Annotated in this window: 14 protein-coding genes; 7 read left to right on the plus strand and 7 right to left on the minus strand. The window is 69.5% G+C overall.

Annotation, left to right across the window (positions count from 1 at the left end; all coding sequences use genetic code 11):
• The first annotated feature begins 38 nt into the window (after positions 1-38).
• The 3 genes from sigK to PWF70_RS18795 all read left to right on the plus strand — a co-directional run bounded on the left by sigK (position 39) and on the right by PWF70_RS18795 (position 2,593).
• Positions 39-647, plus strand: coding sequence for an ECF RNA polymerase sigma factor SigK (sigK, locus tag PWF70_RS18785; RefSeq protein WP_280088751.1), 609 nt, complete (start codon positions 39-41; stop codon positions 645-647).
• The gene (locus PWF70_RS18790) at positions 640-1,464 is read left to right on the plus strand and encodes an anti-sigma factor (protein ID WP_280088750.1); all 825 of its coding nucleotides are present in this window, start codon (positions 640-642) and stop codon (positions 1,462-1,464) included. Before sigK ends, PWF70_RS18790 begins: the two co-directional genes overlap by 8 nt.
• A gap of 160 nt (positions 1,465-1,624) precedes the next feature.
• Positions 1,625-2,593, plus strand: a complete 969-nt coding sequence (locus tag PWF70_RS18795; protein WP_419773243.1) for an alpha/beta hydrolase — start codon at positions 1,625-1,627, stop codon at positions 2,591-2,593.
• Between the two features lie 44 nt (positions 2,594-2,637).
• Here the strand turns inward: PWF70_RS18795 and PWF70_RS18800 are convergent, their stop codons facing one another.
• Positions 2,638-3,015: a LuxR C-terminal-related transcriptional regulator gene (locus PWF70_RS18800; RefSeq protein ID WP_035754971.1), complete on the minus strand. Its 378-nt coding sequence runs from the start codon at positions 3,013-3,015 to the stop codon at positions 2,638-2,640.
• Between the two features lie 225 nt (positions 3,016-3,240).
• Positions 3,241-3,891, minus strand: coding sequence for a helix-turn-helix transcriptional regulator (locus PWF70_RS18805; RefSeq protein WP_035755171.1), 651 nt, complete (start codon positions 3,889-3,891; stop codon positions 3,241-3,243).
• Between the two features lie 419 nt (positions 3,892-4,310).
• Here PWF70_RS18805 and PWF70_RS18810 point away from each other — a divergent pair, with 419 nt between their 5' ends.
• The gene (locus PWF70_RS18810) at positions 4,311-5,066 is read left to right on the plus strand and encodes an acetoacetate decarboxylase family protein (protein ID WP_204717486.1); all 756 of its coding nucleotides are present in this window, start codon (positions 4,311-4,313) and stop codon (positions 5,064-5,066) included.
• 48 nt (positions 5,067-5,114) lie between these two features.
• On the plus strand, positions 5,115-6,122 hold the full coding sequence (locus PWF70_RS18815; protein WP_006360228.1) for a pirin family protein: 1,008 nt from the start codon (positions 5,115-5,117) through the stop codon (positions 6,120-6,122).
• A gap of 29 nt (positions 6,123-6,151) precedes the next feature.
• Here the strand turns inward: PWF70_RS18815 and PWF70_RS18820 are convergent, their stop codons facing one another.
• Both PWF70_RS18820 and PWF70_RS18825 read right to left on the minus strand, forming a co-directional pair.
• Complete coding sequence (locus PWF70_RS18820) at positions 6,152-6,847, minus strand: FMN reductase (protein ID WP_006360229.1); 696 nt, start codon at positions 6,845-6,847, stop codon at positions 6,152-6,154.
• Complete coding sequence (locus tag PWF70_RS18825) at positions 6,844-7,944, minus strand: LLM class flavin-dependent oxidoreductase (RefSeq protein ID WP_006360230.1); 1,101 nt, start codon at positions 7,942-7,944, stop codon at positions 6,844-6,846. The genes PWF70_RS18820 and PWF70_RS18825 overlap by 4 nt, the downstream gene beginning before the upstream one ends.
• Positions 7,945-8,076: 132 nt before the next feature.
• Here PWF70_RS18825 and PWF70_RS18830 point away from each other — a divergent pair, with 132 nt between their 5' ends.
• Positions 8,077-8,610 (plus strand): MTB12 C-terminal domain-containing protein, encoded by a 534-nt coding sequence (locus tag PWF70_RS18830; RefSeq protein ID WP_006360231.1) that lies wholly within the window; start codon positions 8,077-8,079, stop codon positions 8,608-8,610.
• Positions 8,611-8,690: 80 nt separating this feature from the next.
• Positions 8,691-9,326, plus strand: coding sequence for a hypothetical protein (locus PWF70_RS18835; RefSeq protein WP_006360232.1), 636 nt, complete (start codon positions 8,691-8,693; stop codon positions 9,324-9,326).
• 120 nt (positions 9,327-9,446) lie between these two features.
• On the opposite strand, the gene PWF70_RS18840 is transcribed toward PWF70_RS18835, so the two are convergent.
• From PWF70_RS18840 to PWF70_RS18850, 3 genes are all read right to left on the minus strand, one after another.
• Positions 9,447-9,764 (minus strand): hypothetical protein, encoded by a 318-nt coding sequence (locus tag PWF70_RS18840; RefSeq protein ID WP_006360233.1) that lies wholly within the window; start codon positions 9,762-9,764, stop codon positions 9,447-9,449.
• Positions 9,765-10,069: 305 nt separating this feature from the next.
• Positions 10,070-10,297: an MbtH family protein gene (locus tag PWF70_RS18845; RefSeq protein ID WP_006360234.1), complete on the minus strand. Its 228-nt coding sequence runs from the start codon at positions 10,295-10,297 to the stop codon at positions 10,070-10,072.
• Positions 10,298-10,418: 121 nt separating this feature from the next.
• Positions 10,419-24,281 (minus strand): non-ribosomal peptide synthetase, encoded by a 13,863-nt coding sequence (locus tag PWF70_RS18850; protein WP_006360235.1) that lies wholly within the window; start codon positions 24,279-24,281, stop codon positions 10,419-10,421.
• Positions 24,282-24,374: the final 93 nt, after the last annotated feature.

The raw sequence follows: 24,374 nt of genomic DNA on the forward strand, positions 1-24,374 counted from the left end.
GCCGGAGAACTCCCGGCCATTCCGGTTACGGTGAAGAGGTGACATCGGACGACGGCAGCGCGACCCCCGATGCGGACCACGGACGTGGACACGAATCTCGTTTGTTGCGCGATCTTCTCGAATCGGCTTCCACCGGGGACCGTGCCGCGTTCACGCGTCTGTACGACCTGACGAGTTCGCGCATCTACGGGCTCGCGTTCCGCGTCGTCCGCGACCGCGAATACGCGGAGGAGATCGTGCAGGAGGCCTACCTGCAGTACTGGCAGAAGGCGGGCCAGTACCACGCCGCCCGGGGGTCGGTCCTCACCTGGATGATGACCATCGCCCATCGTCGCGCCGTCGATCGCGTGCGCACCGAGCAACTCCAGCAGGAACGGATGTCCGACTACGGCGCTGCCTCGGTGGAAACCCCACGCAACATTCCGCTCGAGGTGGTTGTCCACGCCGACGAGGCGCGTACGCTACGGACGTGCCTCGGCGAGCTCACGGAACTGCAACGAAGCTCCATCGAGATGTCCTACTTCGGCGGTCTGACCTATCCGGAGGTGGCAGAGCAGACCGAGACCCCCTTGCCCACCATCAAGTCACGCATCAGGGACGGCCTACGCCGCCTGAAACAGTGCTTGAGGACGCAGGAGGATGCCTGACCTGCCCATGACAACCACCGACGCGGAGCCCGACGACCGAATGTCCGCCTGGCTCGACGACCACATCGAGCTGTACGCCGTTTCCGCCCTGACCCCGGAGGAGACACTCCGGGCGGAACGGGAACTCGCCGCGCTCCCGCCGGACGCACGATCGGCCTATGAGGACCGGATCGTCGAGATCCACACCGCGATGGCCGGATTCTCGAGCACGTACGCACTCGAGACGCCTTCCGGCCTTCGGGGTCGGGTACTGACCCACGTCTTCGACGGGGCCGCCGGATTCGATGCGCCGACACCGCCTCCGATTCCTGAGCCCGTGCCCATCGGCGGACGCCGACAGGGTCCACAGCGGACGACGGCCGTGCTCGCCGCCGCCGCGGTGACCGTCGTCGTCGCTCTCGGCGCCGGCGTCCTGATCGGCCGCACCACGGCACCGGAACCCTCGCCCGCCGCGACCTCGGTCGGCGAGACGCAGCAGGAGGTCCTCACCGTTCTCGCGGCCGGTGATGCGACCATCACCGCCGAACCCCTGGCGGACGACCACGGCACGATCACCGTCATCACCTCCGAGACCGCCGGCCGCGCGGTGACCCTCATCCGGGATCCGGGCCGTCCGATCTCACCGGACAGCACCTTTCAGCTCTGGCTGGTCGGCGGAGCGGAGAATCCGGTCCCGGCCGGTCTGATCCCCGGCGGCGACACCGAACCGGTCGTCGTCGACGGGCTCGGCGACGCACAGGTGCTGGCGGTGACCATCGAGCCCGCGGGCGGTTCCCCGCAGCCGACCACGCCGATCCTGGCCCAGGTCCGTCTCTGAGCCGAAGCGGTATCGCCGAGTACGACTGCGAACGATGCCTACACTGACGGCGGGGCCACTTCGCCGGCCGGCGCGTCCTGCGTCGGCAGAGGTGGGATGAATCAGAGAAGACAGGTGGGGCGCGGTGGGCGTGAACGGCGGACGGTTCCGGACGGTTCTGATAACGGTGACGGTGCTACTCGCCGCGCACGGCTTCGTATCCGCATCACCCGCCGGCGCGGAACCCGGATCGCGGGTCATCGACCGCTACGTCGACGACCCCCAGCAGACGACGCTGTTGGTGCACTCGGCGGCGATGGACCGGTCGGTCGCGGTGACCGTCCTCACGCCACGCGACCGGTCTCGACCGGCTCCGGTTCTGTACCTGCTCAACGGGGCCGGCGGCGGCGAGGACTCGGCGACCTGGGACGCCCGGACAACATACAAGAAGTACTTCGCCGACAAGAACGCCTACGTGGTGACGCCGATCGGCGGCGCCTTCTCGTATTACACGGACTGGCAGCGTGACGATCCGGTACTCGGCCGCAACAAGTGGCAGACGTTCCTGACCGAGGAACTCCCGCCGATCATCGACGAGGAGTTCCCGACCACCGGCGCGAACGCCATCGCAGGTATCTCGATGGCGGGGACCTCGGTGCTCAATCTGGCCATCGCCGCCCCGGGGCTCTACCGATCCGTGGCCGCGTTCAGCGGCTGTGCCCGGACGAGTGATCCGGCCGGACAGCAGTACATCCGGATGGTCGTCGAGGATCGTGGCGGGGCGAACATGGTCAACATGTGGGGCCCGCTGAGCGGACCGGGGTGGCGTGCGAACGACCCGTACCTCAACGCCGAGAAGCTGCGGGGGACCAAGGTGTACATGACCAGCGGGACCGGCCTGCCCGGTTCGCACGAGCAGCTCGGGGATCCGAGTATCGACGGCAGCGCCTTCGACCTGGTCAACCAGGCCGTCGTGGGTGGCGGCATCGAGGTCGCCATCGACATCTGTACCCGTCAGATGGTGCAGCGGATGCGCGCACTCGGGCTGCCGGTCCAGGTGAATCTACGTCCCACCGGTACCCACTCGTGGGGCTACTGGCAGGACGACCTGTACGCAACCTGGCCGAAACTGGCGCGCGACCTGCGCTGACCCCCGTTCCGGGATCACCGCAGGCCGCGCGTGTGACGGGTCGGTCACCAGCGATCGAGGCTGGTGTATCCGTCTTGCAGGGCGCGGGCGAAGAGGTGCGTCTTCGTCGGGGCCGGACGGCCGACCGCGGTGTACTTGGCACGGATTCGTGCGAGGTGGGTACTCACGGTCGACGCCGAGATGAAGAGCCGGGCGGCCGCCTCTTCCTTCGACTCGGCAGCGAGCCAGCCGAGCAGAACCTCGACCTCGCGGTCGGACAGGCTCGGCCGCGGCAGCGCCGCCGGTGCACGGTCGACGGCCGGGCGGTAATCCGAAAGCCGGGTGATCCCGTTGTGGAGCATCGACTCCGGCGAGCCGACACGGCGCTGGTCCACGGCCCCTCGGGACTGTGCGGTTCGGTAGAACTCTGAAGTGGCCGTCACTGGTCCATCCCCTAATTTCTGGCGCATCGCCCACGTCCCCCGACGCCGCACGCTCCACGCGTCATTCCCAATGATCTGAAAGTAGTGCTGCTGTCGGTCGCCCGGTAGACCCAGAAATGGGGACTCCTACTGTTCCGGCGCCGATCGCCCACTGATTCCCCACCATTCCCCTTGTCTGCCTACTGATTCCGAACCGGACAGTCCCTGGGCCCGATCCGGATCGACCTATTGTCGACGATCCGAAGCGCCACGACTCCGGTGCCGTTGGGGCACCGGGAGCCAGCCGTCCTCCACCGCACGCTTGAACAGGTCGACCTTCGTCCGGGTCGGCCTGCCGGCGTCTGCATACTTCTGACGAATTCGTTTGAGGTACTCGTTCACCGTCTCCGCGGACACCCCGAGGGCCGCTCCCACCCGAGAAGAGGTCTCCCCCGACGCGTACAGCGCCAGCACCTTCTGCAGTTGCGGCGACAGATCGACCGCGGCCAGTTCGGGGTCACCGTCGATGGCCGCGGCCCACTCGGTGGTCAGGACCGCCCGCCCCTTGGCGGCCGCCCGGATCGCGTCGATGATGACGGACTCCTCGGCCGACTTCAGTACGACTCCGAGCGCGCCCGCCCGGGCTGCCGAACGCAGGAGCGCCGGATGCTCACCGGATGTGTACACGACCGTGGCGACACCGGCCGCGGAGAGCGTGTTGACGTTCTCCCTGGGCGTGGTGCCGTCGTCGAGGCGCAGATCGAGCAGCACGACGTCGAGTGGCATCCCCGCGAGCACGCCCGCGACCGTGGACGCCGAGCATGCCAGCGAGATGTCGTCGACCGGGTCCAACACCCGCTCGATCCCCCAGATCGGCGAGCGGTGATCGTCGATCATCCCCACGCGGATGACACGACCCTCCGCCACCACATCGTTCGCCGTCACCGTGCGCACCTCGCCGTCGACATCCGACTCGGCGCGGCACCCCTTCGGTGCGGCGATGCGACGTTACCCTCGGGCATCGACGACGCCCCCTTTCGTCGGCTCACCGTGCGGCATTCACGCGTCTCTCAGCAATTACACAGTGTGGCGCGTCCGCACACGAGGCGAACCGTATACGACATGTCGGACACCGGCCGCTTTCCGGCCCGGACATGCGACAATCCGTCTCGCCTCGTCGCCTTCCCTGTCCACAGGATGGGGGACATCCGCCTTCTCCGACGTCTCCACGGCCTGATCATGCAAGACTAGAACACGTTCTAGTCTGCGTCGAACCGTCCCGGCAGACCCACGTCAGACCAGTAGAAGGAGTACCGGTGACCGCACCCTCGTCCCACGACATCCTCGGCACCACGGTGACCATGCCCGTCGAGATCCGGCATGCGCAGTGTTTCGTCGCGGGTTTCACCGCAGACGCGGCCGCGGTCCAGCGTGCGATCGACAGCGAGTCCGCACGCCCCGGCACCCTGCGTCCACTGCGCGTCCGACCGGGACGCGCGATGTGCATGCTGGTTTTCGTCGACTACGTCGACGGCGACCTCGGGCCATACAACGAGTTCGGTGTCTGCTTCCTCGTCGACGACCCGTCACAACCCCCTACCTCGCCGCTCCGCGCGCTCCGCTCTCTCGCAAAAGGCGACGCGCGTGCGCTCGTGCACCGCCTCCCGGTGGACGGCGACTTCACCCTCGCGGCCGGGCGCGGGATCTGGGGCTTCCCCAAAACCCTGGCCGAGTTCGACGTCGACCACACCTCGTCGACCCGGCGCGGCCGGCTCGAGGCCGATGGTTCGCTGATCGCCGACCTGCGGATCAAACCCGGCGTCAAGGTCCCGGACACGACCGCCGACACCGTCCTGCACGCCTACTCCCAGCTCGACGGCGTCACCCGGCTCACCCCGTGGCGCCTCACATCGGTGAGCGGGACCCGCACCCGCCTCGGCGGGGCGAGCCTCACGCTCGGCGACCACCCGATCGCCGCCGAACTCCGCTCGCTGCGGCTCGGCCGGCATGCGCTGATGACCAGCTCGGTGGAGAAGATCACCATGCGATTCGAGAACCCGACCGTCGTCTGAGTCCCGGTTGCGGACACCGGGGTCCCGACGCCGGGGAGAATGGTCGCCATGAGCAATCTGGAGATCCAGCCGGCCGAGGTCGAATGCCACACCGACGCCGAGAACGCGACCGGGTCGGGACACCTTCGTCTGGAGGTCCTCACCGCACGTGACGTACCCCTCGGCGGTCCGCGCGCGATGACCGTCCACCGGACCCTCCCCCAACGCTCGCGGTCGCTCATCGGCGCGTGGTGCTTCGTGGACCACTACGGGCCCGACGACGTGGCGAGTACCGGCGGGATGGATGTGCCGCCGCATCCGCATACCGGCCTGCAGACGGTCAGCTGGTTGTTCACCGGCGAAGTCGAGCATCGCGACACGATGGGCAACCACGCGAGGGTCCGCCCCGGCGAGATCAACCTGATGACCGCGGGACACGGCATCGCGCACACCGAGGTGTCGACCCCGGAGACCACGATCCTGCACGGCGTACAGCTGTGGACCGCGCTGCCCGCCGATGCCGTCGACACAGCAAGGGATTTCGCCCATCACCGCCCCGAGGACATCGAGCTCGACGGGGTCACGGCCAAGGTGTTCCTCGGCGAGCTTCTCGGCACCCGCTCGCCGGTACACACGTTCACGCCACTGCTGGGCGCCCAGCTCGACTTCGCGCCCGGCGCCACCGTCGACCTCGACGTCGATCCCGCCTTCGAGCACGGCATCCTCGTCGACGCGGGAACCATCGAGGTCGCCGACACCGGTGCCGCACCTCTCCAGCGCACCGAGCTCGGTTACGTCGGAGTGGGTGCGTCGCGACTGACGCTGACCAACGTCGCCGACGACGCCGCCCGCGTGATCCTGCTCGGCGGCACCCCGTTCGGCGAGGACATCGTGATGTGGTGGAACTTCATCGGCCGCACGCACGAGGAGATCGTCGGGTTCCGCGACGAGTGGATGGCCCACAGCGAACGGTTTGGACAGGTACAGGGATACGACGGCGACATCCAGCACCTGCCCGCACCCGCTTTGCCGCACTCTCGGCTACGTCCCCGGAAGAACACTCCGGGCCGCGCCTGACGCCGAGCCCCGCTCCCTGGGGAGGGCCATCACGAAGGGCCGAGCAACCGGGCGAAGTTGGCGATGCCCGCCGCCTCGATCGTCTGTTGGCGCACGTCGGGTCCCGTACCACGCGCGTCGTGCTGTGTGTCGCCGACGCGGCTCCGGGTGTCTGACGCGGCACCACCCGCGGCCCGCGGCTCGATGAGTCCCGCGAGTTCGTTTGCCGCACGGTCGATTCGACCACTCAGACCGCCATCACCAGCCGACTCGGCGCCCGCCCAGTCCTCTGACGCCGCGTACACCCCGGTCGGCACGATCACGGTTCGCAGGTAGGAGAACAGCGGGCGCAGCGCGTGATCGAGCACCATGGAGTGCCGCGGGCTGCCGCCGGTGGCGGCGATGAGCACGGGCTTGCCGGACATCGCGTCCACGTCGACCAGGTCGAAGAACATCTTGAACAGTCCGCTGTAGGAGGCGTTGAAGACCGGGGACGCCACGATCAACGCGTCAGCAGATTCCACGGCGTCGAGAGCGGCGCGGGCCTGCCCGGGGGCGAACCCGCCGGTCATCGCACGGCCGAGATCGACGGCCAGATCCCGCAGATCGATCACCTGAACGTCGACCACGCGCTCGCCCTCGCCGAGTGCGTCGGTCACCGCCACCGTCAGCCGGTCGATCAACATCCGCGTCGACGACGGTTCGGAGAGACCGGCGTTCACCGCGACGATCCGCAGGGCGGTCACGAGGACACCTCCACATCCTGATCGGCTTCCTGGCGGGCGGCGACGAGCGAGGCGTGCGTCGGCGCGTCGGGAACGTCGTCGGGACGTCCCTCCGCAAACCCGGCGCGCAGGTCCGGTAGCACCTCGCCCAGCAGGTCGAGCTGCTCCAGCACGGTCTTGAGCGGCAGTCCCGCATGATCGACGAGGAACAGCTGACGCTGGTAGTCGCCGAAGGTCTCCCGGAAGGTCAGCGTCTTGTCGACGAACTCGGCCGGGCTGCCGACGGTCAGCGGCGTCTGCGAGGTGAAGTCCTCGAGCGACGGACCGTGTCCGTACACCGGCGCGTTGTCGAAGTACGGGCGGAACTCGCGCACCGCGTCCTGCGACTTCGGTCGGATGAAGAACTGTCCGCCGAGCCCGACGATGGCCTGGTGGGCCTTGCCGTGGCCGTAGTGCTCGTACCGTTCGCGGTAGAAGTTGATCAGCCGCTGGAAGTGCTCGTTGGGCCAGAAGATGTTGTTGGCGAAGAAGCCGTCGCCGTAGTACGCCGCCTGCTCAGCGATCTCCGGGCTACGGATCGACCCGTGCCAGACGAACGGTGCCACGTCGTCGAGCGGGCGGGGCGTCGAGGTGAAGGACGTCAGCGGGGTCCGGAACTGTCCTTCCCAATCCACCACGTGCTCGGTCCACAACCGATGCAGGAGGTGGTAGTTCTCGATCGCCAGCGGGATCCCCTGGCGGATGTCCTGGCCGAACCACGGATAGACCGGACCGGTGTTGCCGCGCCCGAGCATCAGGTCGACGCGCCCGTCGGCCAGATGCTGCAGCATCGCGAAGTCCTCGGCGATCTTGACCGGGTCGTTGGTCGTGATCAGCGTGGTCGCGGTACTCAGTTGCAGACGCTCGGTCTGCGCCGCGATGTAGGCCAGGGTCGTGGTGGGCGACGACGAGAAGAAGGGCTCGTTGTGGTGCTCACCGAGCGCGAACACGTCGAGCCCGATGTCCTCGGCCTTCTTGGCGATCTGCACGATCGCCTTGATCCGCTCGTGTTCTGTGGGCGTCGTGCCCGTGGTCGGGTCGGTGGTGATGTCACTGACGCTGAAGAGTCCGAACTGCATGTCGCGCCTCCTTGTGATGGTTACACCGAGCATAACCGGACCGCGGTCCGATTAATTCCGGTGGCCGGTGAGTTAGTGTTGGCTCACTGCGGAGAAGCGCCGCGGATAGACAACTGCATCGAGGAGAGTCGCATGAAGATCCGGAAGTCCGTCGCTGCCGTCACCCTCGCCGGGGCCGCTTTGTTCGTCGCCACCGGTTGTTCGGAGTCCACCGACACCGTCGACGAGGCGACGAGCGCGGTGTCCACCGCCGTCGAGTCCGCGGCGAGCCAGGTCGAGACCGCCGCCAGCGACGCGGTCGACGAGGTCACCGGGCTCAGCAATGACGACGCACAGGAAACCCTGCGCCAGGCCATCGACCCGAACACCTCCTCCGAGGAGCTCGACCAGGTCATCGACGTCACCAATCCCGCCACCAAACCGGCCGCGATGGCTTTCGCCAAGGGCGCGTCCGCCGCGGGATACACCCCGGACGCGTTCTCGGTGAAAGAGGTCACCGAGGACGGCGACAAGGCCACCGCAACCGTCGCCGTGAAGAGTCCGCATTCCTCGACACCGGTCGACATCCAGCTCGGCTTCGTCAAGGTCGACGGCGACTGGAAGCTCAGTGGTGACGCCATTCAGCAGCTGATCAGCATGGGCAGCGGCCAGCAAGAGGGCAACTAGACCCACGGCGCACGTCGCCTCCTCGCCTACACTCGGACGGGTGTGGTTCCGACCCGGAGCCGGGCGGCGAGGAGGTGTACGTGCGTACCGATCAACCCACCCAACCGTTCGCTCCACCGGTGACCCAGCGGCACGCGCGGTGGCCGCTGGTCAATGATCTCGACGACACCGAGTTGCCGGCTGCGGCCGAACCGACCGGCACGCGGGTCGACGTGCATGTTGCGGTACCCGCGTCGCCGAAGCTGCCGACCAGGGTCGAGCCCGCGGCGGAATCGTCACCGTGGATGGTGACGCGCAACGCCGGCCGGCTGCCGGCACGGGAACATGCCGCATTGCCGCCGGTGGGCGACTTCTGGGACCTGGAGAACGCCCGCCGAGCACCCCTTGCCGCGATGCCGCTGCCCGCGCGGACCTTTCCGGCGCGCTCGGCGCCGTACCTGACCCGGCCCGTCGGCGGCCGTTCCGTCGCACCGGCTGCCTCGCTGGCTCTGACCTCCGGGCTGATCTCCATACCCCTGACCCTCCTGCTGGGACTGGGCGCGATCCTCGGACTGATCGCCGTCGTCGCCGGCGCGGTCGGAGTCAGGCAGGTTCGACGCGCCCCCGCGGAGCGCAAGGGCACCGGTCGCGCGATCACGGGCATCGTGACCGGCGCCGGCAGCGTGATCGTGGGCGGCCCGATCCTCTTCCTCGTTCTGCTCCTCGCCGGACTGTAGCCGCAGGCGCACTGTTCGAGGCCTGTCGCCGCCACGCTTGTCGCCGCCACAGTCGCACGACCGCAGAAACAACGAGACCCGCCTGTCGGCGGGTCTCGTCCGGTATGTCGGTGCGGGACTCTAGCTGACCGCGCGGAGTCGGGGCCGGACCGAGGCGACCTCGCCGCGCTCGCGGCCGAGCCAGGCCTGGATCTCGCCGATGACCTGCAACCGGGAATCAACCGGGTCGATGTCCACGAGAGACGGCATGCAGTGCATCAGTGCGGCGTAGAACGCCGAGGTCGGCGACATCCCGTACTCGGCCAGCACGCTGCCGTAGTCCTCGACGCGATCGGCGAGTTCACCGTAGGTGAGAGCGTCATCGCCCAGCCGAACAGCGGTCAGGTGGGGCGTGATCGCCCCTCGTGTCTGGATGTCATCCAGTAGTAGCTGGTCCATGATTACTGCCTTCCCGCCCGTGGAGCGTCGATCGCTGTGTCCCCGCCTCCCCTGACGTTGGTACTCATGCGATCCTTCAACCAAGTGTGCCCTACCTCATTCAACTAGTAGAACACTGACTCAACATGTGTGGGATATTCCACAACAATTTCGGTAACTGTGCTGCAATCCGATGTTACGGCTGTGACTGCAGTTGCGACAGGTCACCACTGGGTTGATTCTTTACCTGTTATCCACGTGCAACTGTCCCGATATTCGAGCACGACCGACTTTCGCAATCGCGAGTGTCGGGGCCCGTCACCGACTCAGGCGTCGCCGCTCTTGTCCGCCTCCATCGCCTCGATGAGGCTCTTGGGCCGGAGGTCGGTCCAGTTCTGCTCCACGTACTCCAGGCACGCGGCGCGGCTGTCCTCGCCGAAGACCTTGGTCCACCCGGCGGGGATGTCGGCGAACGTCGGCCACAGCGAGTGCTGGTTCTCGTCGTTCACGAGCACGTAGAAGCGGCCGTCCTCGTCGTCGAATGGGTTCGTCATGGGTGTCCTTTCTCCATCGGCACGGCGACTGTCGTCACCCGCCTGCTTTGTTGTTGTCGAACGTAGTGGCTCGCCGCCCGGATTCACGCGAGGTCAGGTCGATGATGTCACGCAAACCCCCTCATTCCGGTGTCCGCTCGCCGAGGCCGTCGACCTGCGACAGCTGGGCATCGAGCGCGGGGCCGACGACCGCGAGCGCGTCGGCGTTCGCCATCCCGAGGTGGTGGGTGGCCACATCGACGTTGTCGACGGCGCCGGTGACGAACGGACGCCAGGCGCCCGCCAACAGGGACGGGTCGTCCTTGTCCGCGGTCGCGGTGAACACGTGCATGTCGCCGGTGAAGACGTCCGGACGGTAGTCGAGGACCACCTGGGTCGAGGACTCGAAGCTGTCCATGATGCGCTCCACCTGGTCCTCCGCCAGCAGGCCCATGCCGGAGATCTGCTGCCGGATGATCGCGGTGACCTCCTCGGGGCTGGACGCCTGCACGTCGTCGCCGAGATCGAAGAGATCCCGCCAGCCACCCAGGACGTCGACCACGGTGGAGGCGTCCGGCTCGATCACCGGCCCCGGCTCCGCCGCGGCCGCCTCGACCGGCTCCCCGTGCTGGGGGACGTCGTGGACGATCACCGGTTCGTCCTCCGGGCGGGAGTCCATGATCCCCAGGTAGGCGACCTGCTGCCCGAGTTCCACGAGGTGGACGGCCATCGCGTGGGCGATCACGCCGCCGACCGACCAGCCGAGCAGATGGTAGGGGCCATGCGGCTGGACCCGCCGGATCTCCTCGACATAGCGCCGGGCCAGCACCCGCGCGTCGGTCACGCTCGGCTCTCCGGTCACCACATGCGGGTCCTGGAGTCCGTAGATGGGCCGATCCCGCAGGTGCGGTGCCAGCCCGCCGTAGAACCACGCCAGGCCGCCGGCCGGGTGCACGCAGAACAGCGGCGGCCGCGAACCCTCGCCGCGAAGGCTGATCACCACGTCGTTGCTCACCGCGTTGTCCTCGGCCAGTCGGCGGGCCAGACCACGCACGGTCGGATCGCTGAACAACCACGCGAGTTCGATGTCGAAGCCGTTGCGGTCGCGCAGCGCCGCCGCGACCCGGGTGGCCGAGAGGGAGTTGCCGCCGAGGTCGAAGAAGCTGTCGGTGGCACCGATCTGTTCGACGCCGAGGACCTCGGCGTAGGCATCGGCGATCGCCTGCTCGACCGGGGTGGCCGGGGTGACGAATTCGACGGAAGCCACCTCGGGAGCCGGCAGCGCCGCTCGGTCCAGCTTGCCGACCGGGGTCAGCGGGAACTCGTCGAGCACCGTGATCGAGGCAGGCACCATGTGTCCGGGCAGCTGCGCGGCCAGCAGACCACGCAGAGCGTCCACCTCTACACCGTCACCGACGACATACGCGGCGAGGCTCGACGCCACCGAACTCGGGGTGCCCGACGAGCCGATGCCGACGACGACCGCCGAACGCACCTCGGGCGCCGAGCGCAGCACCGCCTCGATCTCGCCGAGTTCGATACGCAGGCCGCGGAGCTTCACCTGATCGTCGCTACGACCGGAGTACTCGAGCGTGAGGTCGCCCGACGGTGACTCGCGCCAGCGCACGACGTCGCCGGTCCGGTACATGCGGCGTCCGGACCCGGCGAGGGGACTGGCGACGAACCGCGCGGCGGTCAGGCCGGGCTGGTCGAGATAGCCGCGCGAGAGTGCGGGGCCGAGGACGTAGAGCTCCCCCGCCACACCGACCGGCACCGGCCGCAGGTGGGCGTCGAGCACGAGGAACTCGAGGCCGGGCAGCGGACCACCGAGGCGGACCGGGTCGCCGGGCGTCGCCGCGTCGGAGACCGCGACCATGATCGTCGTCTCCGTCGGGCCGTATCCGTTGTGGATGCGCGTGTGCGGCGCCCAGGCGTCCATCACCGACTGCGGCACGGCCTCGCCGCCGACGGAGACCGCCTGCAGGCTGGGCAGCGCGGCCGGGTCGAGCGTCGACAGCACCGACGGCGTGAGGAAGGTCGTGGCGACTTCGTGTCGCTGCATGAACTCCTGCAGCTCCGCACCGCCGACCGCGGTCGACGGCCGGTAGACGAGCGTGCCCCCGTTGACCGTCGCGAGGAGGTACTCGAGCACCGAGGCGTCGAAGCTCGGGGACGCGAATCCCAGGACCACCGCCCCGTCCTCGGTTCCCAGCGCCGTCGACTTCGCCACGGCGAAGTTGCGCAGTCCCGAATGTGACACCGCGACACCCTTGGGGCGTCCCGTCGACCCCGAGGTGTAGATGACGTAGGCGACGTTGTCGGTTCTGACCGGACCGGTCTGCTCGGCCGGGTCCACCGGGGCATCCGACGTGGCGTTGAGTTCGGCGGCGACCGCGGCGTCGTCGAGGCGGAGCCACTCGAAGCCCTCGTCCGGCAACGCGCCGACGGCGTGAACCGACAGACCCATCCGGGCGCCGGAGTCCTCCACCATCGTCGCGACCCGTTCGGCAGGGTAATCCGGATCGATGGGAACGTAACCGCCGCCGGTCTTCGCGACCGCCCAGATCGCGACCAACAGGTCGACGGACCGGGGAATCGCAAGCGCCACCAGTGTTTCCGCACCGACGCCGCGACCGATCAGCCAGCGCGCCAGGCGGTTGGACCGGGCGTGCAGCGCCAAGTACGACAGGGTGGCGCCCGAGGCGTCGACCACCGCGGTACGACGCCGGTACCGCGTGCCGGCCTCGGTGAAGAGCTCGCCCAGCAACACGGCCTCGGCGGCCTGGCCGCCGTGTACCGGCACCAGCGACTCGGCCTCACCGGCCAGCAGGATGGGCGCCGCGGCGACCGGGGCGCTCGGGGTCGCGGTGAGCGCGCCGAGCAGGTTGACGAATCGGGCCGTGAAGCCGGTGGCGGTGGATTCCGCGAACAGATCGGTGGCGTATTGCAGTGCCGCCGACCAGGTCTCGCCCGCCTCCGCCTTCGCGATCGAGAACAGCAGATCGACCTTCGCCGGCACCTCGCCCGCGTCGAGCGGGCTGACCGAGATGTCGCCGAGATCGGCCGACAGCGACTGTCCGGCGAGCTCGGGGACCACCGCCTGGTCCAGGGTCAGCCACACCTGGGTGAGCGGGGCGAACGCCTCGGAACGAACCGGGTTGAGCCGGTCGACGAGGGTCTCGAACGGCAGATCGGCATGGGCGAAGGCATCGAGGTCGGTGCGTCGGACGCGACCGAGGACGTCGACGAACGTGTCACCGGCCGCGTGGGCGGTACGCAGCACGAGCGTGTTCACGAACATGCCGACCAGCGGATCGAGTACCGCGGCACCACGTCCGGCGATCGGCGTGCCGATCGCCACGTCGTCGGTTCCCGACAGGTCGGCGAGCAGGACCGCCAGCGCCGCGTGCAGCACCATGAACGGGGTGACCCCGAACTCGTCGGCGACGGTATCGATCCGGGTGGTGACGTCGGCCGGGATCGTGAACGGCACGCGGGCGCCACGCTGCGACGCGACTGCCGGGCGTGGTCGGTCGGTCGGCAACTCGAGCAGATCCGGCATGCCGGCCAGGTGCGCGCTCCAGTACTCCAGTTGCGCACCCATCACCGACGCCGCGTCGTCGACGTCGCCGAGGGCGCGGCTCTGCCAGATGGCGTAGTCGGCGTACTGGACGGGCAGCGGCTCGAACGACGGCTGTGTACCGGCGGCCCGTGCCAGGTAGGCGGCGGTGAGATCGGTGACCAGCGGCCCGAGGGATTCGCCATCGGACGCCACGTGGTGCAGGACCACCGCGAGAATGTACTCGGCTGCCCCGGAACCGGTGTCGATCTCGATCAGCCTGGTCCGCACCGGCCACTCGACGGCGAGGTCGAATCCGTTTGTGACGGCGGCCAGTACGACCGCTGCCCCGTCGCGCCCGGCTGCGGTCGGCACGAACTCGTGGTCGAGCCGGGTCGCGATGTCGGCCACCGGGGCGATCAGCTGTACCGGCTGACCGCCGGTCTCGGGATAGGTGGTGCGGAGGATGTCATGGCGCGCGACGACGTCGGCGATCGCGGCGCCGAGCGCGGCCGGATCGAGATCACCGGTCAGGCGCATCACCGCCGGGATGTTGTAGGCCGCCCGCGTCGGATCGAAGCGGTTGATGAACCACATCCGCTGTTGAGCGAAAGACAACGGAATCCGCTCCGGCCGCGGCGACACCGCGACGATGGGCGGGAGTCCGCCAGTACGGTCGCCGAGGCGTTCGGCCAGCAGGCGCGGAGTCGGCGCCTCGAAGACGTCACGCACCGTCACGTCGACACCGAGAGCGTCTCCGAGCCGGGCCGCCGCCCGCATCGCCGACAGCGAATTGCCACCGATGTCGAAGAAGTTCGTGGTGGCGCCGACGTTCTCCGGCGACATCGACAGCAGCTCGGCGAAGACTGACGCCGCCGCCGCTTCCCGCGGGCCGGCGACCGGCACGATCGCGGCGGTGTCGACGGTCGGCGCGGGCAACTGCTGTCGCACGATCTTGCCCGCGCTGCTCAGCGGCATCTCGTCGATCAGCATCCACATCCCGGGACGCATGAACTCCGGGAGCGCTTGCGCCACCGAGTGTTTGACCGCATCCAGGTCCACCGAGGCCGGCGTCAGGTAGGCCACGAGTTGCTGCTCGGCTGGGGTCTCGACGACGGCCGCCGCCGCGTACACGACGCCCGGCGCCGACGTGAGGGCCGACTCGATCTCGCCGAGCTCGATCCGCTGGCCACGCAGCTTCACCTGGAAGTCCGTGCGGCCCTGGTATTCCAGCTCACCGTCGGCTCGCCAGCGGACCAGGTCACCGGTCCGGTACAGGCGAGACCCCGGAACGCCGTACGGGTTCGGCACGAAGCGTTCGGCCGTCAGCGCGGGTCGCGAGGTGTATCCACGGGCCAGCTGGACACCGCCGAGGTACAGCTCGCCGGTGAATCCCGGTGCCACCGGGCGCAACCGATGGTCGAGCACCAGCGCGGTCGTGTTCGCGACGGGCCGTCCGATGGAGACCGAGTCGCCCGCGACCCGCGCGACGGTCGCGTAGATCGTCGCCTCGGTCGGTCCGTACTGGTTGTGGATCGGCGCGTGCGGGATCAGCTCCCGTACCGTCTCGGCGACGCTCTGCGGGAGCGCCTCTCCGCCGGTGTGCAGGTAGCGCAGTCGTGAGAGACCGCGCAGCTGTTCGGGATCGGCGACCTCGGTGAGCACGGCGAGCATCGAGGGCACCAGCGTCGCCGACGTCACACCGAAGTCCGCGAGGTAGCGCAGGACGGCGACCGGGTCACGATGCGCACCCGGCTCCATGACCACCAGGCGGCCACCCGACAGCGGCGGGCGGAGGATCTCGCCCACCGACGGATCGAAGGTCAGCTCGAGCACCTGCAGGAAGACGTCGCCGGGGCCGAAATCGTAGGCGCCGCGGTCGTAGTCGAGATGGGCGCGCAGGGTTTCGTGACTCACCGTGACGCCCTTGGGACGACCGGTCGAACCCGACGTGAAGATGGTGTAGGCCGGATTCGCGCCGACGACTGCCGACGAACGCTCCGCCGGCGCGAAGAGCGACGCCGGCTCACCAGCGTCCGAGTCGTCGTCGACGGCCACGACGGTCACACCGGGGTCGAGGGCCTCGATGCCCGCCGGGACCAGTCCCGGGCCGATCAGCACCGCCGCGACATCGGCGGTGCGCGCCAGATAGTCGATGCGATCGGCCGGCGCGGCCGGGTCCATCGGCACGAATTGCCCACCGGCGGCGAGAATCGCGTGGACGGCGACGATCATCTCCGTCGACCGCGGGATGCACACGCCGACCGCGACCTCAGGTCCGACCCCCAGACCCACGAGCCGTCGGGCGAGAACGCTCACCCTGCTTCCCAATTCGGCATAGGTCGATTGCGCGCGGGTCGAGGCCCCGGCCGGACTCTCCACCGCGATCGCGCCGGGCGACGCGGCGACGCGCTCGAGCAGGAGATCGGCGACATGGGTGCCGGACGGGATCAGCTCCGGGCCGGTCGACCATGTGTCGAGGCGGGCCTCGTCGTCCTTCGACATCGGTGGGATGTCGGCGATCCGGGTCTGTGCGTCGCCCGCGATGGCCTGCAGGATGCGCTCGAGGGACCGCGCGAAGACGGCGATCTCGTCGGTGGCGAAGGCGTCGGGAAGGTAGGTCAAGCGGACCGCGATGCCCGACGCGGTCGGCGAGGTCGCGAGGTTGAGCGGGTAGTGCGTGGCGTCGGAGACCTCGACGTCCCGGATCGCCAGTCCCACTGCCGCACTGGCGGCACCGCCGGCCAGTGAGTCGTTGTCGACGGGATAGGACTCGTGCACGGTCAGGGTGTCGAACAACTGCGGCCGTCCGACGGCGGTGAGGATCTCGGGCAAGCCGATGTGCTGGTGATCGAGCACGGCGGTCTTGTCCGACTGCAACCGGCCGAGGACCTCGGCGATCGTCGCCTCCGGGTCGACGTCGACGACGGCGGGCAGCGTGTTGATGAACAGGCCGACCATCGACTCGACGCCGTCGAGTCCGGCGGGACGTCCGGACACGGTCTCACCGAAGGTGACCACCCGGTTGTCGGTCAGCCGGGACAGCAGCACCGCCCAGGCGAGCTGCAACACCGTGGCCGTCGTCGAACCGGATTGCCGCGCCGTCCGCTCGAGCCCCGAGACCAGGTCGGGTTCGAGGACCCAGCGATGCTCGCGCGGCAGATGGTCTGCCGCGGAGTCGTTCTCGGCATCCTCGACGGCGTGGCCGGTGAGTCCGGGGGCGACCAGGGTCGGCTCCTCGACCGGTTCGAGGACCCGCCGCCACGCCGCGAGACCGGCGTCGAGGTCGGTGTCGGCGATGCGGGCCAGGTAGTCGGCGAAGTCGGTGCGTTCGGTCGTTCCCTGACCGGTGAACGGGGTCCCCGTCGCGTAGAGCGCCAGCAGGTCGGCCAACACCAGCGGCCCGGACCAGCCGTCGAACAGGATGTGATGGTTGGTGATGACCACGCTCGTGCCCTGTGCGTGGCGCACGACCACCGCTCGCAGCAGCGGCGGGTCGGCGAGGTCGAACGGTTCGGTGCGCTCGGCCGCCGACACCTCGTCGACGGCAGCCCGGACATCCACCTCGGCGGTGGTCGGCACGTCGAGCACGCGCCAGCGCAGCGGCACCGTCTCGGGCACGACGGTGACCACGTGCCCGCTGGGCACCCGGACGAACCCGGACTTGAGGGTGCGGTGGTGATCGAGCAGTGCGACCACCGCGGTGCGCAGCCGCTCGAGGTCGACCTCACCCTCGAGGTGCAGAACCGCTTGCGTCACATACACATCGAGTTCATCGGCGCCCGCGAGTTGGGACTGGAAGTACAGCCCGCGTTGCAGCGGCGACAGGGCCCAGACATGCGCACCGGGGAACCGCTGCGCCACGATGTCCAAGTCATGCTGGGTCACCTCGGCACCCGGGACATCCGACGGCGAGCGGCCGACGTCGACGCCGTCGGTGACGAGGCGGACGACGTCGGCGAGTTCCGCGGTCCACCGTCGTGCGATGTCGCGGACATCCTCCGGCGACAGGATCGCCGCCGGGAACTGCAGATCGGCCGAGAGCACACGCCCCTTCGAGGACGCACCGGTGCTCGCGTTGACCGTCAGCACGCTCATGGCCGCCACCCCGTCGGACACCGTGGCCGGCAGGAACGGCGCGTCGGGTGCGGGCAGGAAGCCCGCACCGGCCGGTGCTGCGGTGTCGGACGACGGGGCGACCGACGACAGGGGGTCGGCCCCGTCCGGGGTCGTCGGGTCCTCGCTCTGACCGGTCGTACCGCGGGTCCCGAGATAGTTGAACGCGATCGTCGGCAGCGGACGCGAATGCAGTTGCGCGGCCGGGTCGCCGGGGCCGCGGCCGTCGGCGGCGTAACGCAGCAGGCCGAACCCGATCCCGGAGTCGGGCATGCCGAGGCGTTCTTCCTTGGCCGCCTTGACCGCGTGGACGACGTCGTCGGCCGGATCGAGGGCGAGCGGGGCGATCGAGGTGAACCAGCCGACCGTGCGCGACAGGTCGGCGCGACGCGGGTCCGGGCCGGTGAGCAGGACGTCCTCGTATCGGCCGTGCCCCTCGGTGAGCACGGTGACGGGAGCGGCGTCGGCGATGCCGCGATCATGTTGCCAGGAGCGGACCGCGCGCGCGAGGGTGCCGAGCAGGACGTCGACGACGGACGCCGAGAACGCCTCGGGCACAGTCGTCGTCAACGGGTCGACGATGGCCGGGTCGACGCGGTGGACGATCGAGGTCAGGGTGCCGTATCGGTCGCGGTCGGGGTCGAGCGGCGCACCGAAGTCGGTCGGGACGGCCGGGGAGCGCTCGAGCCAGTACCCGGCTTCGCCACGACGGGCGTCGAGCTGCGCGGTGAGTGCCCGCTGCCACGCACGTTGCGAGGTCTCCTCGGCGCGGACCGCCGCCGGTTGCCCCGCGGTCAGCTGGGCGTGGACGGTGAGCAGATCCTCGATCAGGATCGGCCAGGACACCGCGTCGACGGCGAGGTGGTGCAGTACCAGCACTATTCGTACGGACCGATCCGCCTCGTCGGGAGAACCCTGCGGGGCGGCGCCGCTGACCACCGTCGCGGCGACCAGCCGCCCGGCGGCCGGGTCGAGGCGGCGCGCCGCCTGCGCATGCGCGTCGACCAGCGCATCGGCGAACCCGGCCTCGCCGGGCAGGGTATCCGTCGCCACCGAGACGATCGAGGCGCCGGGATCGAAAGGTGTTCCGGTGGTGAGGGTCCAAGTGTCACGGGTCTGGGTGTCCCCGACGGACTCCAGGCGCGCACCCAGCATCGGATGCGCGTCGACGACCGCGCCGAGCACCGCGCCGAGGTGGGCGACGGTGAGTCCGGCCGGCGCCGTGAGCACCATCGACTGGTTGAAGTCGGCGAGGTCGGCCGGCGTCCGAGCGGCGTCGACGAGCCAGGACACGATCGGCGGGAGATCGACCCGTCCGGCCGGATCGTCGGTGGGCTCCGCGAGCATCGGGGACCGGTCCCCACCTGCCGACGCCACCCGCGCCATCGCGCGAATGGTCTTCTGCTCGAAGATCTCTCGCGGCGACAGCGACAACCCGGCGGCCTTCGCGGCGGACGCGAGCTGGATGGACATGATCGAGTCGCCGCCGAGCGCGAAGAAGGACTCGGTGACCGAGACGGTGTCGAGACCCAGCAGCCCCGCGACGATCGCCGCGAGGGTCTCTTCGGCGGTCGTCGCCGGTGCGACGTATCCGTCGGCGGGCGTGGTGAACTCGGGCACCGGCAGTGCGCGCCGGTCGAGCTTGCCGCCCGGGGTCACGGGCAGCTCGTCGAGCACCATCGCCGAGTGCGGGATCATGTGTCGGGCAAGCCGATCCGCCGCCCCGGCCAGGACGGCGTCGGCGTCGAGGCGGTCGCCGGCGGTGTCGTCGCCCACGAGGTAGGCGACGAGCCGGGTGCGACCGTGGTCGTCGTCGACACCGGTCACGACGACCGAGCCGACGCCCGGCTGGTCACCGAGAACGGATTCGATCTCGCCGAGTTCGACTCGCTGGCCGTTGATCTTGACCTGGTGGTCGGCGCGCCCGGCGAACTCGATCGCGCCGGTCGCGGTGATCCGCACCAGGTCGCCGGTGGCATACATGCGGTGGCCCGCCTCGCGGGCGAACGGGTCGGCCACGAAGGACGACGCGGTGAGGCCGGGGCGGCCGAGGTATCCGCGCGCCAACGAGTCGCCGCTCGACAGGTAGAGCTCACCCACCACACCCTGGGGTACCGGGTGCAGACGGCCGTCGAGCACGTAGGCGGCGAAGCCGCGGACCGGTCGTCCGATGGTCACGGGCGCGCCGGGCTCGGATCGTCCGGTGGTCGCCCAGACGGTGGCCTCCGACGGGCCGTAGAAATTGAACATCCGGCGGCCGGATTCCGGTGTGGCCCACCGCGCGATCAGCTCGGGCGGGCAGGCCTCGCCACCGGTGACGAGGTTGCGGACGGTGCGGCCCCGGCGGGGGTCGACGGTCGCAAGCACCGTGGGGGTGATGAGGGTGTCGGTGACCCGATCGCGCTCGAGGATGCGGCCCAGTGCATCGCCGGCGTACTCCGACGCGGGCGCCACGACGAGGGTGTGTCCGACCGCGATCGACCACATCATCTCCAGCACCGAGGCGTCGAAGCTCGGGGAGGCGACGTGCAGGACACGGGTGTCGGGGGCCTGCGCCGGCGTTCCGGTGACCTCGGTCAGCGCGGCGACGAAGTTCGCGATGCCGCGATGCGGAACCCCGACCGCCTTCGGCCGTCCGGTGGAACCGGAGGTGTAGACGAGGTAGGCCAGGTCGTCGAGAAGGACCGGCCGATGACGCTCGACGTCGGTGACGGGTCCACCGGCGACGGCCGGATCGTCGAGCGAGGCGAGTTCGAGCCATTCGCAGGATGATTCTCCCAACCGGTCCCGCGTCGGCGCATCGGTGATGCCGAGGCGCACACCGGAATCGGCCACCATGAACGCAATGCGGTCACTCGGGTAGGCGGGGTCGATCGGCACGTAGGCGGCACCCGCCTTGATGACACCGAACACGGCGACCACCGACCCGATCGACCGCTCGAGGCCGACGGCGACCACGTCGCCGGGCCCGACCCCACGGGAGATCAGCTGGCGTGCGAGACGATTGGTTCGTTCCTCGAACTCCGTGTACGAGATCTCGTTGCCGTCGTGGACCAGTGCCGGACGATGCGGGTCGAGGGCGCGCCGCGCGAGGAGTTCGGTGAGGGTCACCGGCTCGGTGACCCCGTCGTCGGCGGCCGGCGCCGTCTCGCCGATGGAGTTGCGGCTCGGCGCGCTGAGGGTGGCCGCGTCGATGCCGACGATGTCGACGTCTCCGACGGGCAGCGACGGGTCGGTGGCCATCGCGGCGATCACCTGCAGCCAGACCTCGGCGAAGCGGCGGATGGTCGCGGCATCGAACAACGAGGTGGCGTACAGGAAGTCGGCCCGCATCGGCGACGACCCGGTCCGCTCGGACACCGAGACGGTGAGGTCGAACTTGGCGATCGGGGCGGCGGCCCCGAGCGGTTCGGCACTCAGACCCGAGAGCTCGACCCGGTCGATCTCCTCCGGCTGTCCCCCGGCGGCGACGAGGGTGTAGGCGATCTGGACCAGCGGCGGATAGGCCGTGGACCGCTCGGGCGCGAGTTCCTCGATCAGATCATCGAATTGCACGTCGGCGTGTGCGAAGGCATCGAGGTCGGTGGCGCGGATCGTGGCGATGAGGTCGTCGACGGTCGATGCCGGGTCGACGTCGGTGCGCAGCACGAGCGTGTTGACGAACATGCCGACGAGGTCGTGGAGCGCGGCGTCGGGGCGGCCGGCGATGGGTGTGCCGATGACGACGTCCCGGGTCGAGGCGAGCCGCGCGACGGTGACGGCGAGTGCCGCGTGCAGCACCATGAACACCGTGACGTCGCGGTTGCGCGCCAGGTCTTCCAGGGCGGCGGCGAGCGCGTCGTCGACGGTCACGGACTCGACGGCGGCCGCGGTGTCGAGCACGGCCGGCCGCGGGCGATCCATCGGCAGATCGGTCACCGCGGGCAGATCCGCGAGGACCTCGCGCCAGTGCGCGAGTTGACGACCCATCGGTGCGCCGGGATCATCTGCGGCGCCCAGGTATTCGCGCTGCCACAGCGCGAAGTCCGCGTACTGGACCGCGGGCGCGGCGACCGGTGGTGCGGCGTTCGTCCGGGCCAGGTACGAACCGAGCAGGTCGCGCACGAAGACCGGGGTCGACTCACCGTCGAAGGCGATGTGGTGCACGGTGACGACGACGTCCACCACCTCGGCATCGCGGCGCAGCACCCGGACCCGGAGGGGGAACTCGGCGGCGACGTCGAAACCGGTGGTCGCCGAGACGAACAGATCCTCCTCGGTCTCCACCGCCTGCCAGTCGAGGCGGGCGCGGGCCGTGTCGGCATCGGTGACGAGCTGGAACGGCCCCTGCTCGTCGCTGGGGTAGGTGGTGCGCAGGATCTCGTGGTTGGCGACCACGTCGCCGACCGCGGCCGCGAGCGCGTCGAGGTCGAGGGCTCCGGTCAGCCGCAGGGCCATCGGGATGTTGTAGGCCGCCGAGGCGGTGTCGAACTGGTTGATGAACCACATGCGGCTCTGCGCCGTCGACAACGGCAACCGCGCGGGCCGCGGCATCGCGGTGACGCGCGGGACGCTCCGGCCGCGTCCGGACACCAGGGCGGCCAGATCCCGCACCGACGGCGCGTCGAACAGGTCGCCCACCGACACGTCGACGTCGAGCAGGTCGGCCACGCGCGCCGCCACACGCGCCGCGGACAGCGAGTTGCCGCCGAGGTCGAAGAACGACTGCGTCACGCTGACCCGGTCGGCGCCCAGCACATCGGCGACGATGGTCGCGATCGAGGTCTCGGCGTCGGACTGGGGTGCGGCGAATTCCTCGACGGTGAGTTCGGGGACCGGCAGCTTACGCCGGGCGACCTTGCCCGCACTGTTCAGCGGCAGTTGCTCGAGTGTCATCCACACCGTGGGCCGCATGTAGGCCGGCAGTGTCAGCGCGACAACCGATTTCACCGCGTCGATGTCGACCGACGCGGGCGAGACATAGGCGACGAGGTGCGATTGCCCGGACACCTTCGCCACGGTGGCCGCCGCGTGGAGGACGCCCGGCGCCGACATGAGGACGGACTCGACCTCCCCCAGCTCGAGTCGCTGTCCGCGAAGCTTCACCTGGAAGTCCGTGCGGCCCAAGTATTCCAGCTGGCCACGCGCATTCCAGCGGACGAGATCGCCGGTGCGGTACAGACGTTCGCCGGGTTCACCGAAACCCTCGGTGTTGCCGGCCGCCTCGCCGCGTGCGGGAGCCGCGAAGGGACTGGCGACGAAGCGTTCGGCGGTCAGGCCGGGCTGCGAGGCGTAACCGCGGGCGAGTTGCACGCCCCCCAGATACAGCTCCCCGGGCACGCCCGAGGGCACGAGCTGCAGTCGCGAGTCGAGGACGAAGGTGGTGGTGCTCGGCACCGGGACGCCGATCGGCACCGACGTCTCCCCCGCCCGCACCTGATGAGCGGTCACATCCACCGCCGCCTCGGTCGGACCGTACAGATTGTGGACCTCGTTGCCCGGCAACGCCGCCACCAACGCTTGCGCCACCGGCGCGGTCAACGCCTCACCCGAGGTGAACGTCAACCGCAACGACGACAGCTCACCCACCCGATCGCCCAGGACATCGAGGAACACCGACAACATCGACGGCACGAAATGGATGACCGACACCCGCTCAGCCGTGATCAACTCCGCCAGATACCGCGGATCACCATGCCGCTCCGGCTCAGCCACCACCAGCGTCGCCCCCACCGCGAACGGCAGGAACAACTCCCACACCGACACATCAAACGTCACCGGGGTCTTCTGCACGAAGACATCCGAGTCCTTGATCGAATACCAGTCCCGCATCCACTCCAGACGGTTCACGATCGCCGCATGCGACACCGTCACACCCTTCGGCCGACCCGTCGACCCCGACGTGAACAACGTGTACGCCGCATCGGCGGGCTGCAGGGGCGCGAGCCGTTCGTCGTCGGTGACCGGTGCTGTGGCGAGATCGACCTCGGCGGTCGTGTCGACCACGACCGCGGTGACGTCCGCCGGCAGCTCGACGGCGGAATCGGCGGCGACGAGGACCAGCCGGGCGTCCGCGGTGTCGAGCATGTACCGGGTGCGGTCAGACGGCGCGTCGATGTCGAGCGGAACGTAGTGACCGCCCGCCGCGACGACGCCGTGGATGGCGACGAGAAGCTCGACCGACCGCGGGATGGCGACCGCGACGGCGACGTCGGGTCCGACACCGATGGAGATCAGATGACGAGCCAGTGAGTCGACCCGTGCACCGAACTCGGCGTAGCTGACGCGACGCGAACCGAACACGATGGCCGGTACGTCGGACCTCGTCGCCACATACACCACATCGGTCACCGTTGGGCCTCCATCTCGCCTCGTCGCCTGCCGTCTCGTCCTGCGTTCCCCATTCCCCCCGTGTGTTCGCTGCGCCCCGGGTGTTCTCTCCGC

This window comes from Gordonia sp. Swx-4, from assembly GCF_030316175.1.
Taxonomy (GTDB): domain Bacteria; phylum Actinomycetota; class Actinomycetes; order Mycobacteriales; family Mycobacteriaceae; genus Gordonia; species Gordonia alkanivorans.

Coding starts and splice junctions, on each gene's coding strand:
- PWF70_RS18790 (WP_280088750.1), top strand. CDS start 640: ATGCCTGACCTGCCCATGACAACCACCGACGCGGAGCCCGACGACCGA.
- PWF70_RS18815 (WP_006360228.1), top strand. CDS start 5,115: ATGAGCAATCTGGAGATCCAGCCGGCCGAGGTCGAATGCCACACCGAC.
- PWF70_RS18825 (WP_006360230.1), bottom strand. CDS start 7,944: ATGCAGTTCGGACTCTTCAGCGTCAGTGACATCACCACCGACCCGACC.
- PWF70_RS18840 (WP_006360233.1), bottom strand. CDS start 9,764: ATGGACCAGCTACTACTGGATGACATCCAGACACGAGGGGCGATCACG.
- PWF70_RS18830 (WP_006360231.1), top strand. CDS start 8,077: ATGAAGATCCGGAAGTCCGTCGCTGCCGTCACCCTCGCCGGGGCCGCT.
- PWF70_RS18845 (WP_006360234.1), bottom strand. CDS start 10,297: ATGACGAACCCATTCGACGACGAGGACGGCCGCTTCTACGTGCTCGTG.
- PWF70_RS18805 (WP_035755171.1), bottom strand. CDS start 3,891: ATGATCGACGATCACCGCTCGCCGATCTGGGGGATCGAGCGGGTGTTG.